This is a genomic window from Rhodococcus aetherivorans (assembly GCF_025722975.1).
Classification (GTDB): domain Bacteria; phylum Actinomycetota; class Actinomycetes; order Mycobacteriales; family Mycobacteriaceae; genus Rhodococcus; species Rhodococcus aetherivorans.
Genome location: NZ_CP106982.1, coordinates 3,093,301 through 3,106,898 on the forward strand (window position 1 = coordinate 3,093,301; position 13,598 = coordinate 3,106,898).

The window sequence follows — 13,598 nt, forward strand, 5'->3', positions numbered from 1 at the left end:
CAGCCGCCCAAAGGACACACCGGCGGTGTCGCGGGCGTCAGATGACGATCGGCGCGCCGGTGAGCAGGCTCCAGAGACCCAGGCCGAGGTACACGACGGTGCCGATGGCGGACCGGATCGGATCGTCCGTGAGGAAACCTTCTGCGGCCCAACCGACGAACTCCGTGAACAGTTCCGAGGATCCCATGCTGCATCCTTCCGAGAGGCGAGGCAGGTCGTGAACGGCGGTCGTGAACCAAATCGACCGACCGGATTGTTTCGTTACACCTCCCGGTGCCCGCTCCGTCGGCGGTGCGGCACAATCTCCCCATGCCTCTCATCCAGATCAGCCAGACCCCCGGTCTCACCGTCGAACAGAAGCGCGCCACCATCGAGGCGGTGACCAAGGCCTACGCCGAGGCAACCGGCAAGGATGCGACGTCGGTGTGGGTGACCATCACCGAGGTGCCGCGGGAGCAGTGGGGCGTCGGGGGTGTCCCGCTCGGGTGAGGTGCACCGCCCCCGGGACAGGGCGCCCCGCGACGGGCGCTGCCGGCCGTCGATCTCGGCGAGCGGATCCTGGCAGGATCGGCGTATGGCGTCCGCGAATCTGACCCGAGCCGAAACCGCCGAGCGTTCCCGGGCGGTGACGGTCCGCAGCTACCGGGTGGAACTCGACCTGCGCGGCGCCCCGGATGCCGGGAGCACCTGTTTCGCGACCACGACGACGCTCGAGTTCACGGCAGCCGCGGACGCGACGTGGCTCGACTTCCTCGGCGCCGGCGTCGAGTCGGTCGTGCTCAACGGCGAGCCGGTGCCCGTCCGCTACGACGGCGCGCGCATCGCGCTGAGCGGCCTGCGTGAGCACAACGTCGTCACCGTCGTCGCCGCCGCGGAGTACAGCCGGTCCGGTGAGGGCCTGCACCGGTACGTCGATCCGGCCGACGGGCAGACCTACCTGTACACGCAGTACGAACCCGCGGACGCGCGACGGGTGTTCGCGTGCTTCGAGCAGCCGGATCTGAAGGCGCCGTTCACGTTCGTCGTGTCCGCCCCGGCGAAATGGCAGGTGCTGTCCAATCAGCATGTCGCCGAACGCGAGTCGATCGGCGACGCGCAGAAGGTGGTGTTCGCACCGACGCTGCCGATCTCCACCTACATCACCGCGATCGTGGCGGGCCCGTACCACCACGCCGAATCTTCTTGGAGCCGGAACGAACTCGCCGTGCCGCTCGCCGTGCTGTGCCGCGCCTCCCTGGCGCGGTACCTCGACGCCGACACGATCTTCGAGGTGACCCGGCAGGGAATGGACTTCTACGCCGACCACTTCGGCTACCCCTACCCGTTCGGCAAGTACGACCAGGTGTTCGTCCCCGAATACAACCTCGGTGCCATGGAGAACCCCGGGTGCGTCACCTTCACCGAGGCGTACGTGTTCCGCGGAGCCGCCACCGCCGCGCAGTACCAGGCCCGCGCGAACACGATCCTGCACGAGATGGCCCACATGTGGTTCGGGGACCTCGTCACCATGAAGTGGTGGGACGACCTGTGGCTCAAGGAGTCGTTCGCCGACTACATGGGCTCGCTGGTCAGTGCCGAGGCCACCGAGTGGACCGACGCCTGGGTCGCCTTCGCCAATCGGCGCAAGGCCTGGGCCTATCTGCAGGACCAGTTGCCCACGACCCACCCGATCGTCGCCGACATCGTCGATCTCGAGGCCGCCAAACTGAACTTCGACGGCATCACGTACGCGAAGGGCGCGGGAGTCCTCAAACAACTCGTCGCGTACGTGGGGCGGGACGCCTTCTTCGAGGGTGCACGGCGCTACTTCCGCCGGCACGCCTTCGGGAACACCACCCTCGCCGATCTGCTCACCGAGTTGTCGGCGACCTCGGGACGAGACCTCTCGGGGTGGGCGCGCGCCTGGTTGCAGACCACCGGCGTGTCGACCCTGATGCTCGAGGACGCGGGGGAGGGACGGTCCGCGATCGTCCAGACGCCGGCGCGGCCCCACCGGCTGGCTGTGGGCCACTACGACTTCGACGAGGCCGGCGACCTGGTCTGCCGGCAGCGGGTCGAGGTCGACCTGGAGGCCGAGCGCACACCGATCGAGTCGGTGGCCGCGCCGCTGATCCTGCTCAACGACGCCGACCTGACCTACGCCAAGGTGCGGCTCGACCCGCGGTCGCTGGAGACGGTGGAGCATTCGCTCGATCGTGTCGTCGACCCGCTGGCCCGGGGGTTGATCTGGTCGGCGTTGTGGAACGCCACCCGCGACAGCGAGCTGACCGCGGCGCGGTACCTGTCCATGGTCCGCGGATTCGCGGTGGCCGAACCGAATCCGGCCCTGCTGGCCGCACTGCTGGCGAACGCACCCTACGCGATCGAGCACTTTCTGCCCGCCGCGAGCCGGTCCCGGCAGCGTCGCGTCTGGCTCGAGGCGGCATGGACGGCCGTGTTCGCCGCCACCCCGGGATCGGGTGAGCAGCTCGCCTGGGCCCGCGCGGTCGCCGCGGCCGCCACTGTCGACGACGCCCACGCCGCCGACCTGCGCGCGATCCTCGACGGCACCGGTCCGGCACCCGTGGGGCTGCCGCTGGACCCGGATCTGCGCTGGCAGATGTGGACCGCGCTGGCGGCGACCGGGCACGCGGAGCCGGCCGATCTCGACGGCGAACTCGCCCGCGACGACACCGGTTCCGGACGGGCCGCGCACCTGCGCGCCCTGGCCGCGCGACCGCTCGCCGCGGTCAAGGCGCAGGCCTGGAGTGCGGTCTTCTCCGACACGGCGCTGTCGAACGAGCATCTCGACGCCACCATCGCGGGGTTCCGGGCCGGGGCGCACCGGGATCTGATCGCCCCGTACGACGACGACTACTTCGTCGCGCTCCGGGCGGTGTGGTCCGAGCGCAGCATCGAGATCGCGCGCCGGATCGTGGTCGGTCTGTTCCCCGCCGGAAACACGCTCGGGCCGTGCGACCGGTGGCTCGACGCGCACGCCGACGCCCCGGCGGCGTTGCGGCGCCTGGTGATCGAGCAGCGCGACCATCTGGCCCGCGATCTGCGGGCCCGGGGTTTCAACGGGTGAGGGTTCGACGGGTGAGCGGCCGCGGCCACAGCGGGGGTGCACCCTGCCCGGTCAGGCCTTCCCGGTACCGGCGGCGATGCCCTTGTCGAGCTGGGTGAGCAGCGCGGTACCGAGGTCGGTCAGCGCGGCGACCTGATCGTCGTCGAGGCCCTGGAACACCAGGGCCTGGACGGTCGCGACGTGACCGGGTGCCGCCTCGACGAGCTTGGTCATGCCGGCGTCGGTGAGCACCGCGTACGAGCCGCGCGTGCCGGGCACGCTCCGGCGGCACACCCATCCGGCGTTCTCCAGCTTGGTCACCACGTGCGACAGCCGGGACAGCGACGCGTTCGACAGCTGTGCCAGCTCGGACAGCCGCAGCCGCCGCTCGGGTGCCTCGGACAGCTCGGCGAGGACCGAGTAGTCGAAGTGGGTGAGCGCGGAGTCGCGCTGCAGCTGCGTGTCCAGCGCGGCCGGCAGGCGGGTGATCAGCGCCACCAGCTTCCGCCAGGCCCGCTGCTGGGATGCGGTCAGCCACTCGGTGTCGTCGATCTGTGCGGAGCCCACTGATGCACCGTCCTTTCTCGATCGTCCACCCTATCGGGACGGCCGGCGCGGGACGCCGGGCGTCCGTCGGGGCGGGCGGTCAGGGGCGCTGTCCCATGCCGGTGGCGACCTCGTGCAGCCGGCGGCCCACGCTGTCCTCCGCCAGCGGCGGTGTCGGCAGCCCGGCGCCGTCGCGGAGCCCGGTGAGGAACTCCTCGAGGGTGGCGCGCGGCGAGAACCGGGGAATCCACTCGAGGTCGGTGCGGGCGCGGGTGCAGTCCATGAGCGGCAGCCGCAGCACCGTGTCGACCAGGCCGGGGGAGGCGGGGGCGAGCCGTGCGTGCCAGGCCGCGGCGACGGCCGCGTGCAGCGCCGCCGGCGGGACGGGCACCGTGCGGGCGCCGAGGATCTCGGCGAGGACCTCGGCGTCGACGGGGGGTTCGGCGGCGAGGTTGAATGCGCCCCGCACCGGCCGGAGCACGGCCCGGACGTAGGCGTCGGCGGCGTCGTCGGTGTGCAGGACCTGCATCCGCAGTCCGGCGGTGCGGGGGACGACCGGCAGGGCCCGGACGAGGCGGCCGGGGAGGAGCGGCCCGGCGAACAACCGGCGCTGCGCGGTCGCGGACTCGCGCTTGAAGAGGAATCCGGGACGCATCCGGACCACCCGGATGTCGGGGTGCCGCAGTTCGAACGTGTCGAGCCAGCGTTCGAGGTACGCCTTCTCCCGCGGGTACGCCGCGCCGGGCCAGCCGTGGGTGGGCCAGCGCTCGTCGACCCGTTCGTCCTGCGGTCCCGGCGAGTAGGCGCCGCCCGACGACGCGTGGACGAGGGTGGGCACGCCCACCTCGGCGACGGTCTCGAACACCCGGATCGATCCGAGCACGTTGTTGCGCCAGGTGATCTCGGGTTTGTGCGTGGGCTGGAAGAGCCAGGCGAGGTGGACGACGGCCGCCGCGTCGCGCAGCAGCTCGTGCAGGTCGTCGTCGGCGACGTCGGCGACGACGAACTCGGTCTTGCGGCAGCGCCAGTCGGTGGGGCGGCGGGCGATGCCGACCACCGATCCGACTGCGTCCTGGGCGCCGAGCGCCGCCGTGACGCTGGTGCCCACGTTTCCGGTCGCGCCCGTGACGACCACCTTCAGGCCCTCTGTTCCGGTCATGGGGGGCGGATACCCGCGCCCGCGCCGATCCATCCCCGCAGGCCGGGAACATTTCGGACGGTGCCGGTGCTGTATCGGGTAGTATTGTTGAAGCTTCAACCTTAGGAGTCCGTGTGAGCCCCATGCCCGCCCTGTTCCTCAGCCACGGCGCACCGCCCCTGGTCGACAGCGCGACGTGGGTGGCGCAGCTGCAACGCTGGGCCGCCGACCTGCCGACCCCCACCGCGATCCTCGTGGTCTCCGCGCACTGGGAGTCCGCGCCGCTGACCATCGGTGCCACCACCACCGGCACCCCGCTCGTGTACGACTTCGGCGGCTTTCCCCGCCGCTTCTACGAGGTCACCTACCCCGCGCCCGGCGCCCCCGACCTCGCACGCAAGGTGGCCGCGCTGATGCCCGACGGCGAACCGGTCGTGCAGCAGCCACACCGCGGTCTCGACCACGGCGCGTACGTGCCGCTCACCGTCATGTACCCGGACGCGGACATCCCGGTCCTGCAGATCTCGCTGCCCACCCTCGATCCGCAGCGCCTGCTCGCGCTCGGCCGGCGGCTGCGCCCGCTCCGGGAGGAGGGGGTGCTCGTCATCGGCTCCGGCTTCACCACGCACGGCCTGCCGTTCCTGCGCGACCCGCGCCCCGAGGCCGTCGCGCCCGGCTGGTCCGCCGAGTTCGACGCCTGGGCCGCCGAGCGGCTCGCTGCCGGCGACGTCGACGGCCTGCTCGACTTCCGCACCCGGGCGCCCGGCATGCCGTACGCCCACCCCACGATCGAGCACTTCGCCCCGCTGTTCGTCACCCTCGGCGCGTCGAGCGACCCGGAGCAGGCGCCCCGGCAGGTGATCGACGGGTTCTGGATGGGCCTGGCCAAGCGTTCCGTCCAGGTGGACTGACCGTCAGTCCCGGCTCGCGCGCCGGGCCCGCAGCACCGCGAGCGCGCGATCCGCGTGCACGCCGGGGCGCACCTCGCTGGCGATCACCTCGAGGACGGTGCGGTCGGTGTCCAGCACGAAGGTGGTCCGCTTGACCGGCGAGAGCCGGCCGAGCAGCCCCCGGCGCACCCCGAACTGCGCCGCCACCGCGCCGTCCGGATCGGACAGCAGCGGGTAGTCGAACGACTGCCGCGTCGACCACGCGCCCAACCGGTCCACCGGGTCGGTGCTGATCCCGACCCGGGTGGCGCCGACGGCGGCGAACTCGGCCGCCAGATCCCGGAAGTGGCACGCCTCGGCCGTGCAGACCGGGGTGAACGCGGCCGGGTAGAAGAACAGCACCACCGGCCCGTCCGCCAGCAGCGCGGACAGCGTCCGCGGACGGCCGTCCTGGTCGCTCGACGTGAAATCGGGGGCGATGTCACCGGCTCTCATGTCCGGCGACGCTACCGCGGCCGCGCCCGCCGCGGCAGGCCCTGGGATGATGGGCGCCATGTCCGGCGAGCCCACCACCATCCCCGCAGCGGCCCCCGACCTCACCGAGGGCGGCCGACCCGACTCCACCACCACCCGCGAGCAGTTCCGGCTGCTCGCCGCCGAGCACCGCGTCGTTCCGGTGACCCGCAAGGTGCTCGCCGACGCGGAGACCCCGCTGTCGGCGTACCGCAAGCTCGCCGCCGACCGGCCCGGCACCTTCCTGCTCGAGTCCGCCGAGAACGGCCGGTCGTGGTCGCGGTGGTCGTTCATCGGCGCCGGCAGCCCGGCCGCGCTCACCGTCGTCGACGGGGAGGCCACCTGGTACGGCCACGTGCCCGCCGGCGCCCCCACCGGGGGCGACCCGCTCGACGTGCTGCGCCGGACCCTGGAGCTGCTGCACACCGAGCGGCTGCACGGCCTGCCGCCGCTGACCGGCGGCATGGTCGGCTACCTCGGCTACGACGTCGTGCGACGGATCGAGCGGCTGCCCGAGCACGCCGTCGACGACCTGCAGATTCCCGAGACGGTGATGATGCTCGCCACCGACCTCGCCGCCGTCGACCACCACGAGGGTGCGATCACGCTCATCGCCAACGCCGTCAACTGGGACGGCTCCGACGAACGCGTCGACGAGGCCTACGACGACGCGGTGGCCCGGCTGGACCGGATGACGGCGGCCCTGGCCGCGCCCGCCCCGTCGACCGTCTCCACGTTCGCCCGGCCCGCCCCCGACTACCGGCGCCAGCGCACGACCGAGAGCTTCGGCGCCGACGTGCGCCGGCTCATCGGCGAGATCGAGGCCGGCGAGGCGTTCCAGGTGGTGCTGTCCCAGCGCTTCGAGATCGACTGTCACGCGGCGCCGATCGACGTGTACCGGATGCTGCGCGCCTCCAACCCGAGTCCGTACATGTTCCTCATGCACGTCCCCGACGGCTCCGGCGGCACGGCGTTCTCCATCGTGGGCTCGAGCCCGGAGGCGCTCGTGACCGTCGCCGACGGGGTCGCCACCACCCATCCCATCGCCGGGACGCGCTGGCGCGGCGCCAGCGAGGAGGACGACATCCTCCTCGAGAAGGACCTCCTCGCCGACGAGAAGGAGAACGCCGAGCACCTCATGCTCGTCGACCTCGGCCGCAACGACCTCGGGCGGGTGTGCGAGCCCGGCACCGTCAAGGTCCACGACTACCGGCACATCGAGCGCTACAGCCACGTCATGCACCTGGTCTCCACCGTCACCGGCCGCCTCGCCGCGGGCCGGCACGCCCTCGACGCGGTCACCGCGTGCTTCCCCGCCGGCACCCTGTCCGGCGCGCCCAAGGTCCGGGCGATGGAACTGATCGACGAACTCGAGCCGACCCGCCGCGGCATCTACGGCGGCATCGTGGGCTACCTCGATTTCGCCGGCGACGCCGACACCGCCATCGCCATCCGCTCGGCCCTGGTCAAGGACGGCGTCGCCTACGTGCAAGCCGGTGCCGGCGTCGTCGCCGACTCCGATCCGGTCTACGAGGACACCGAGGCCCGCAACAAGGCCATGGCCGTGCTCTCCGCCGTCGCCGCGGCCGGCACCCTCACCCCGTACGAGGGGGACCGCAGGTGAGCGCCACCCGCGCGCCCCGGCGGCGGGCCGGCGCGGTCGCCGCGCTGCTGCTCGCGATCGGCGCCGTCGCGCTGTGGGGCGCGAGCCGCCTGACCTGGGTGACCGTCACGTCCTCCGACGGCCTCGGCGAGGACCGGGTCACCACCCTCGTCGGCGGCACCTGGGCGGCGGCGCTGACTCCGCTCGCGCTGACGCTGCTGGCGGCCGTCGCGGCGTCGTTCGCGGTGCGCGGATGGGCGCTGCGGATACTGGCCGTGCTCGTCGCGGTCGTCGCGGTCGCCGCCGCCGTCCCGGCGGTGGGGCTGCTCGCCGGCGGCGCCGACGACGCGACCGCGGCGCGCATCGCGGAGCTGCCCGCACGCGCCGAGGTCACCTCCCTCACCGTCGCGGCCGGGCCGGCCGCGCTCGCCCTCGCCGGCGCCGTGGCCGCGCTGGCCGCCGCCGTGCAGCTGTGGCGCACCCCGCGGGCCGAGGCCGGACTGTCGTCGAAGTACGACAGCCCGGCCGCCCGCCGCGAGGCCACCACCCGCCGGGACACCGCCGACGAGCCGGTCACCGAACGCACCCTGTGGGACGCGCTCGACGCGGGCGAGGACCCCACGGTGGACGTCGCCGACGACCCGGCCGCCGATCGAGGGGGAGAGGGCGGCGCCGACGATTCGGGGACCCGCCGCACGGGCCGGTGAGCGCGCACACTACTCTTCAAGAAACTCCGATGAGTTTTCTCACATCGGATTGACAGGGGCGAAAGGACTTCGAGCCACGATGACAGTTCTCGACTCGATACTCGAAGGGGTGCGCGCCGACGTCGCCGCCCGGGAGGCGGTCCTCGACTTCGCCGCGGTCAAGGCCGCCGCTGCCGCCGCGCCCCCGCCGATCGACGCCAAGGCCGCGTTGCTCGAGCCGGGAATCGCCGTCATCGCCGAGGTCAAGCGGGCCAGCCCGTCGAAGGGGGCGCTCGCCGACATCACCGACCCCGCCGAACTCGCCAAGGCCTACGAGGCCGGCGGTGCCCGCGCGATCAGCGTGCTCACCGAGCAGCGCCGCTTCCAGGGCAGTCTCGACGATCTCGACGCCGTGCGGCGCGCGGTGCGGATCCCGGTGCTGCGCAAGGACTTCATCGTCGGCCCATACCAGATCCACGAGGCGCGTGCCCACGGCGCGGACATCGTGCTGCTCATCGTCGCCGCGCTCGAGCAGCCCGTGCTGACGTCGCTGATCGACCGCGTCGAATCTCTCGGCATGACGGCGCTCGTCGAGGTGCACACCGAGGAGGAGGCGACCCGTGCCCTCGAGGCCGGCGCCACCGTCATCGGGGTCAACGCCCGCAACCTCAAGACCCTCGAGGTCGACAAGAGCACGTTCGCCCGCATCGCGCCGGGACTGCCGACCGAGGTCGTCAAGATCGCCGAGTCCGGCGTGCGCGGTCCCTCCGACCTGCTCACCTACGCCGGCGCGGGTGCCGACGCGGTGCTCGTCGGCGAGGGACTGGTGACCAGCGGCGACCCGCGCCACGCGGTCGCCGAACTGGTCACCGCCGGCACCCATCCGTCCTGCCCGAAGCCCGCACGCTGACCGCATTCCGGCGCGGCGCCGACGGGCCGGACCCGGCGACGGGCCGGGGCCGCCGTTGGGGCAGACTGGACGGGTGAGCACAGACGATCCCGTACTTTCCGCCAAGGGCCGCGGTCTGCCCCGCATGAGCGCCGCAGTGGCCGAGCACACCGCGCACGAACCCGACCCCGGCGGCCACTTCGGGGTCTTCGGCGGCCGGTTCGTCCCCGAGGCGCTGATGGCGGTGATCGAGGAGGTCACCGCCGAATACGACAAGGCGCGGGTCGACAACGGATTCCTCGACGAACTCGATCGGTTGCAGCGCGACTACACCGGCCGGCCCTCCCCGGTGTACGAGGCCAAGCGGCTGAGCGAACACGCCGGCGGCGCCCGGATCGTGCTCAAGCGCGAGGATCTCAACCACACCGGCTCTCACAAGATCAACAACGTGCTCGGGCAGGCCCTGCTCGCCCAGCGGATGGGCAAGACCCGGGTCATCGCGGAGACCGGTGCCGGGCAGCACGGCGTCGCCACCGCCACCGCCTGCGCCCTGCTCGGCCTCGACTGCGTCGTCTACATGGGCGAGGTCGACACCGAGCGGCAGGCCCTCAACGTCGCCCGGATGCGCCTGCTCGGCGCCGAGGTCGTCGCCGCGACCAGCGGTTCGCGCACCCTCAAGGACGCGATCAACGAGGCCATGCGCGACTGGGTCACCAATGCCCACAACACCTACTACTGTTTCGGCACCGCCGCCGGCCCGCACCCGTTCCCCATGATGGTGCGCGACTTCCAGCGCATCATCGGCCTCGAGGCGCGCGCGCAGGTGCAGGCGCTCACCGGCCGGTTGCCCGACGCCGTCACCGCCTGCGTCGGCGGCGGATCCAACGCCATCGGCATCTTCCATGCCTTCATCGACGACCCCGGTGTCCGCCTGGTCGGCTTCGAGGCCGGCGGCGACGGGGTGGAAACCGGGCGGCATGCCGCCACCATCACCGGCGGCACGCCCGGCGCGCTGCACGGCGCCTACTCCTACCTGCTGCAGGACGAGGACGGCCAGACCATCGAGTCGCACTCGATCTCCGCCGGCCTGGACTACCCCGGCGTCGGACCCGAGCACTCCTACCTCAAGAACATCGGCCGCGCCGACTACCGGCCCGTCACCGACGCCGAGGCCATGGAGGCGTTCTCGCTGCTCTCGCGCACCGAGGGCATCATCCCCGCCATCGAGTCGGCGCACGCCGTCGCCGGGGCCCTGAAGCTGGGCCGCGAACTCGGCTCCGGCGCCGTCGTGCTGGTCAATCTGTCCGGCCGGGGCGACAAGGACGTCGACACCGCCGCGCGGTGGTTCGGGCTCCTTCCCGCCGACCCCGCCACCTCCGACACGACGGAAGGATCCGCGCAGTGAGCGCCCAGCAGCCGCAGTCCCGCCTCGGTGAGGTCTTCGCCCGATGCAAGGCCGAGAACCGCGCCGCGCTCGTCGGCTACCTGCCCGCCGGGTACCCCGACCTGCCGCGCTCGATCGAGGCGTTCGAAGCGCTCGTGCAGGCCGGCTGCGACATCGTCGAGGTCGGCATCCCCTACAGCGACCCGGTGATGGACGGACCCACCATCCAGGCCGCCGCCGACGAGGCGCTCACCGCGGGCTTCCGGGTGCGGGACGTGTTCCGCGTCGTCGAGGCCGTCGCCGCGGCCGGCGGCCACGCCGTCGTGATGACCTACTGGAACATCGTCCTCAAGTACGGGATCGACGAATTCGCCCGCGACCTCGCTGCCGCCGGGGGACTGGGGATCATCACCCCGGACCTCATCCCCGACGAGGCCGAGCAGTGGATCGCGGCGGCGGACCGGCACGGGCTCGACCGCATCTTCCTGGTCGCCCCGTCGTCGACCGCCGAGCGGCTCGTCATGACCGTCGACTCCTGCCGCGGGTTCGTCTACGCCACCTCCACGATGGGCGTGACCGGCGCCCGCGACGCCGTCTCCGACATGGCGCCCGAACTCGTCGCCCGGGTGCGGGAGCACTCGCAGATCCCCGTGGGTGTCGGCCTGGGCGTGCGGTCCCGGGAACAAGCCGCGCAGATCGCCGCCTACGCGGACGCGGTGATCGTCGGCTCGGCGCTGGTGGCCGCCGTGGCGCAGGGCCCCGATGCGTTGCGCACGCTCACCACGGAACTCGCGGAGGGCGTGCGCTCGGCTAGCGTGGCCACGTGACCTCCACCGCCGTGCCCGCCGCCGCTACCGTCCTGGCGTATCTGCCCAGTCCACCGCAGGGGGTGTGGTACCTCGGGCCGATCGCGCTGCGGGCCTACGCCCTGTGCATCATCGTCGGGATCGTCGTCGCGATCTTCTGGGGCGACCGCCGCTGGGTCGCCCGCGGCGGTGAGCCGGGCACCGTCCTCGACGTCGCCGTGTGGGCGGTGCCGTTCGGCCTGATCGGAGGGCGCCTGTACCACGTCGCCACCGACTGGCAGAAGTACTTCGGCGCGGGCGCCGACCCGGTCGACGCGCTGAAGATCTGGCAGGGCGGACTCGGGATCTGGGGGGCGGTCGCCCTCGGCGGCGTCGGCGCCTGGATCGGGTGCCGGCGCCGCGGTGTGCCGCTGCCCGCCCTCGGTGATGCGGTGGCCCCGGCGATCCTGCTGGCGCAGGCCATCGGCCGGCTCGGCAACTGGTTCAACCAGGAACTCTACGGCCGGGAGACGACCGTGCCGTGGGGCCTCGAGATCTACGAGCGTCGCAACGACGCGGGACAGACCAGCCCGGACCTGATCGACGGGATCTCCACCGGGCAGGTCGCGGCGGTGGTGCATCCGACGTTCCTGTACGAGCTGGTGTGGAACCTGCTCGTCGTGCTGCTGCTCGTGTTCGTCGACCGGCGCTTCCGTATCGGACACGGCCGGCTGTTCGCGCTCTACGTGGCCGGCTACAGCGCGGGCCGCTTCTTCGTCGAACTCATGCGGTCCGACCCGGCCACCGAGATCGCCGGTATCCGGATCAATTCCTTCACCTCCGCCATCGTGTTCGTCCTCGCCGTCGCCTACGTCGTCTTCGCCCGCAAGGGTCGCGAAGCGCCGGAGGAACTGAAGTCCCGTCACCCGCACCGCGCCACCGCGGCCGCAGCCGATGCCACCGCAACCGGCGACGGGATCGGAGACGGTGGGGCGGCCGACGACGAGAAGCGGGACGGCGCATCCGGGCCCGTGGCATCGGCCGAGGCCGGCGGTAAGGTCGAGACAGGTAGGCGCAGCGAGAACGGAGGGGACAAGTCGTGACCACATCCGACGCGGGATCCCCGGACCCCACGGGCCCGGATCTGCGGAAGAAGGACGAGACGTCCGCCGGACCGGACCTGCGCAAACAGTCCGACGCCGAGGCCGCCCCCGCTGCCGGGTCGAGCGCCGCGCCGCAGGGCGGCGAGCCGGCCCCCACCGCGGAGCTGCCCACGTTCGGCGGCACCGCCGACTACGATCCGACCGCCCAGGCGTCGCTGTCCGTTCCGCCGCCCACCACCGAGTCGACCGCGCCCACATGGGGCACGGCCGGACCGGGCTGGGACACCTACTCCGGAATGGGCAACGGTCCCGGCTGGGGCACCACGCCGAGCTATCCACCGCCGTCGAGCGAAGCGCAGTACGGCACCGCACACACCGGCGGGACCGAGGCGCCGACCGGCGGGCAGTACGCCGGCAGCGGACCCGTCTACGGGGCCCCCGACCCGCAGTTCCAGAGCGGGCCGCAGCACCCGTCCCCGGGCGGGCCGGGCTACGGTCCCACCGGCGGCTACGGTCCCACCGGCTACGGCGCCTACGGCGATCCCTCCGCGCCGTACGGACGGGATCCGGCGACGGGCGAGCCCTACTCCGACAAGTCGAAGACCACCGCGGGCCTGTTGCAGCTGCTGCTGCCCTTCGTCGGGATCTGCGGGGTCGGGCGGCTCTACCTCGGAAGCACCGCGGTCGGCCTCATCCAGCTCCTGGGGCTGTGGATCGGCGGACTGCTGACCATCCTCCTGGTCGGCTTCGTGATCATCCCGGTGATCTGGGTGTGGTCCGTCATCGACGGGATCATGATGCTCACCGGCAGCGTCCGCGACTCCGACGGCCGCCCGCTGCGGCCCTGACCCACCCACCCGACGGCCGGTCGCGCCTCTCGCGCGGCGGGCCGTCGCGCGCGTAGACTGGCCGCCACCGGGACCGATCCCCGGTTCGATCGTCGGGCGGAACTGGTCCGGCCACCCATACCGCAGCGCACGCCCGTCGTGGCGACCCCGTCGGGGCCGCCCATCCG

General features: G+C 72.6%; 14 protein-coding genes. 10 read left to right on the top strand and 4 right to left on the bottom strand.

Annotated features, from left to right (window positions below):
• Window positions 1-37: 37 nt before the first annotated feature.
• Window positions 38-187, bottom strand: a complete 150-nt coding sequence (locus tag OCS65_RS14050) for a hypothetical protein (protein WP_006936980.1) — start codon at window positions 185-187, stop codon at window positions 38-40.
• 122 nt (window positions 188-309) lie between these two features.
• Here OCS65_RS14050 and OCS65_RS14055 point away from each other — a divergent pair, with 122 nt between their 5' ends.
• Together OCS65_RS14055 and pepN are read left to right on the top strand one after the other, a co-directional pair.
• The gene (locus OCS65_RS14055; protein ID WP_029544072.1) at window positions 310-489 is read left to right on the top strand and encodes a tautomerase family protein; all 180 of its coding nucleotides are present in this window, start codon (window positions 310-312) and stop codon (window positions 487-489) included.
• A gap of 85 nt (window positions 490-574) precedes the next feature.
• On the top strand, window positions 575-3,067 hold the full coding sequence (pepN, locus tag OCS65_RS14060) for an aminopeptidase N (protein WP_263507163.1): 2,493 nt from the start codon (window positions 575-577) through the stop codon (window positions 3,065-3,067).
• A gap of 51 nt (window positions 3,068-3,118) precedes the next feature.
• Here pepN and OCS65_RS14065 read toward each other — a convergent pair whose 3' ends face one another.
• Both OCS65_RS14065 and OCS65_RS14070 read right to left on the bottom strand, forming a co-directional pair.
• A complete protein-coding gene (locus OCS65_RS14065) occupies window positions 3,119-3,613 on the bottom strand; it encodes a MarR family winged helix-turn-helix transcriptional regulator (protein WP_006936971.1) in 495 nt (164 codons plus the stop codon).
• A 79-nt stretch (window positions 3,614-3,692) separates the two neighbouring features.
• Window positions 3,693-4,751 (bottom strand): NAD-dependent epimerase/dehydratase family protein, encoded by a 1,059-nt coding sequence (locus OCS65_RS14070; RefSeq protein WP_231772789.1) that lies wholly within the window; start codon window positions 4,749-4,751, stop codon window positions 3,693-3,695.
• A gap of 122 nt (window positions 4,752-4,873) precedes the next feature.
• Here OCS65_RS14070 and OCS65_RS14075 point away from each other — a divergent pair, with 122 nt between their 5' ends.
• Window positions 4,874-5,641, top strand: coding sequence for a dioxygenase family protein (locus OCS65_RS14075; RefSeq protein ID WP_037200939.1), 768 nt, complete (start codon window positions 4,874-4,876; stop codon window positions 5,639-5,641).
• A 3-nt stretch (window positions 5,642-5,644) separates the two neighbouring features.
• Here the strand turns inward: OCS65_RS14075 and OCS65_RS14080 are convergent, their stop codons facing one another.
• On the bottom strand, window positions 5,645-6,115 hold the full coding sequence (locus OCS65_RS14080) for a peroxiredoxin (protein WP_072635386.1): 471 nt from the start codon (window positions 6,113-6,115) through the stop codon (window positions 5,645-5,647).
• 58 nt (window positions 6,116-6,173) lie between these two features.
• On the opposite strand from OCS65_RS14080, the gene OCS65_RS14085 reads away from it, so the two are divergent.
• The 7 genes from OCS65_RS14085 (at window position 6,174) to OCS65_RS14115 (ending at window position 13,431) form a co-directional block, all read left to right on the top strand.
• Window positions 6,174-7,757 (top strand): anthranilate synthase component I, encoded by a 1,584-nt coding sequence (locus OCS65_RS14085; protein ID WP_006936967.1) that lies wholly within the window; start codon window positions 6,174-6,176, stop codon window positions 7,755-7,757.
• Entirely contained in the window at window positions 7,754-8,443 is a 690-nt protein-coding gene (locus tag OCS65_RS14090) for a TIGR02234 family membrane protein (protein WP_006936966.1), read from the top strand. The genes OCS65_RS14085 and OCS65_RS14090 overlap by 4 nt, the downstream gene beginning before the upstream one ends.
• A gap of 79 nt (window positions 8,444-8,522) precedes the next feature.
• A complete protein-coding gene (gene trpC / locus OCS65_RS14095) occupies window positions 8,523-9,332 on the top strand; it encodes an indole-3-glycerol phosphate synthase TrpC (protein ID WP_006936963.1) in 810 nt (269 codons plus the stop codon).
• Between the two features lie 124 nt (window positions 9,333-9,456).
• Complete coding sequence (trpB, locus tag OCS65_RS14100; RefSeq protein ID WP_044475995.1) at window positions 9,457-10,716, top strand: tryptophan synthase subunit beta; 1,260 nt, start codon at window positions 9,457-9,459, stop codon at window positions 10,714-10,716.
• The gene (trpA, locus tag OCS65_RS14105; protein ID WP_006936959.1) at window positions 10,713-11,522 is read left to right on the top strand and encodes a tryptophan synthase subunit alpha; all 810 of its coding nucleotides are present in this window, start codon (window positions 10,713-10,715) and stop codon (window positions 11,520-11,522) included. The genes trpB and trpA overlap by 4 nt, the downstream gene beginning before the upstream one ends.
• 11 nt (window positions 11,523-11,533) lie before the next feature.
• Window positions 11,534-12,583, top strand: coding sequence for a prolipoprotein diacylglyceryl transferase (gene lgt / locus OCS65_RS14110; RefSeq protein ID WP_029544047.1), 1,050 nt, complete (start codon window positions 11,534-11,536; stop codon window positions 12,581-12,583).
• Window positions 12,580-13,431, top strand: coding sequence for a TM2 domain-containing protein (locus tag OCS65_RS14115; RefSeq protein ID WP_006947040.1), 852 nt, complete (start codon window positions 12,580-12,582; stop codon window positions 13,429-13,431). Before lgt ends, OCS65_RS14115 begins: the two co-directional genes overlap by 4 nt.
• Window positions 13,432-13,598: the final 167 nt, after the last annotated feature.

What these genes read in the sequence shown, in the direction of transcription:
- OCS65_RS14080 (WP_072635386.1), bottom strand. Translation starts at nt 6,115, where the DNA reads ATGAGAGCCGGTGACATCGCCCCCGATTTCACGTCGAGCGACCAGGAC.
- pepN (WP_263507163.1), top strand. Translation starts at nt 575, where the DNA reads ATGGCGTCCGCGAATCTGACCCGAGCCGAAACCGCCGAGCGTTCCCGG.
- OCS65_RS14070 (WP_231772789.1), bottom strand. Translation starts at nt 4,751, where the DNA reads ATGACCGGAACAGAGGGCCTGAAGGTGGTCGTCACGGGCGCGACCGGA.
- OCS65_RS14075 (WP_037200939.1), top strand. Translation starts at nt 4,874, where the DNA reads ATGCCCGCCCTGTTCCTCAGCCACGGCGCACCGCCCCTGGTCGACAGC.
- trpC (WP_006936963.1), top strand. Translation starts at nt 8,523, where the DNA reads ATGACAGTTCTCGACTCGATACTCGAAGGGGTGCGCGCCGACGTCGCC.
- OCS65_RS14055 (WP_029544072.1), top strand. Translation starts at nt 310, where the DNA reads ATGCCTCTCATCCAGATCAGCCAGACCCCCGGTCTCACCGTCGAACAG.
- OCS65_RS14085 (WP_006936967.1), top strand. Translation starts at nt 6,174, where the DNA reads ATGTCCGGCGAGCCCACCACCATCCCCGCAGCGGCCCCCGACCTCACC.
- trpB (WP_044475995.1), top strand. Translation starts at nt 9,457, where the DNA reads ATGAGCGCCGCAGTGGCCGAGCACACCGCGCACGAACCCGACCCCGGC.
- OCS65_RS14050 (WP_006936980.1), bottom strand. Translation starts at nt 187, where the DNA reads ATGGGATCCTCGGAACTGTTCACGGAGTTCGTCGGTTGGGCCGCAGAA.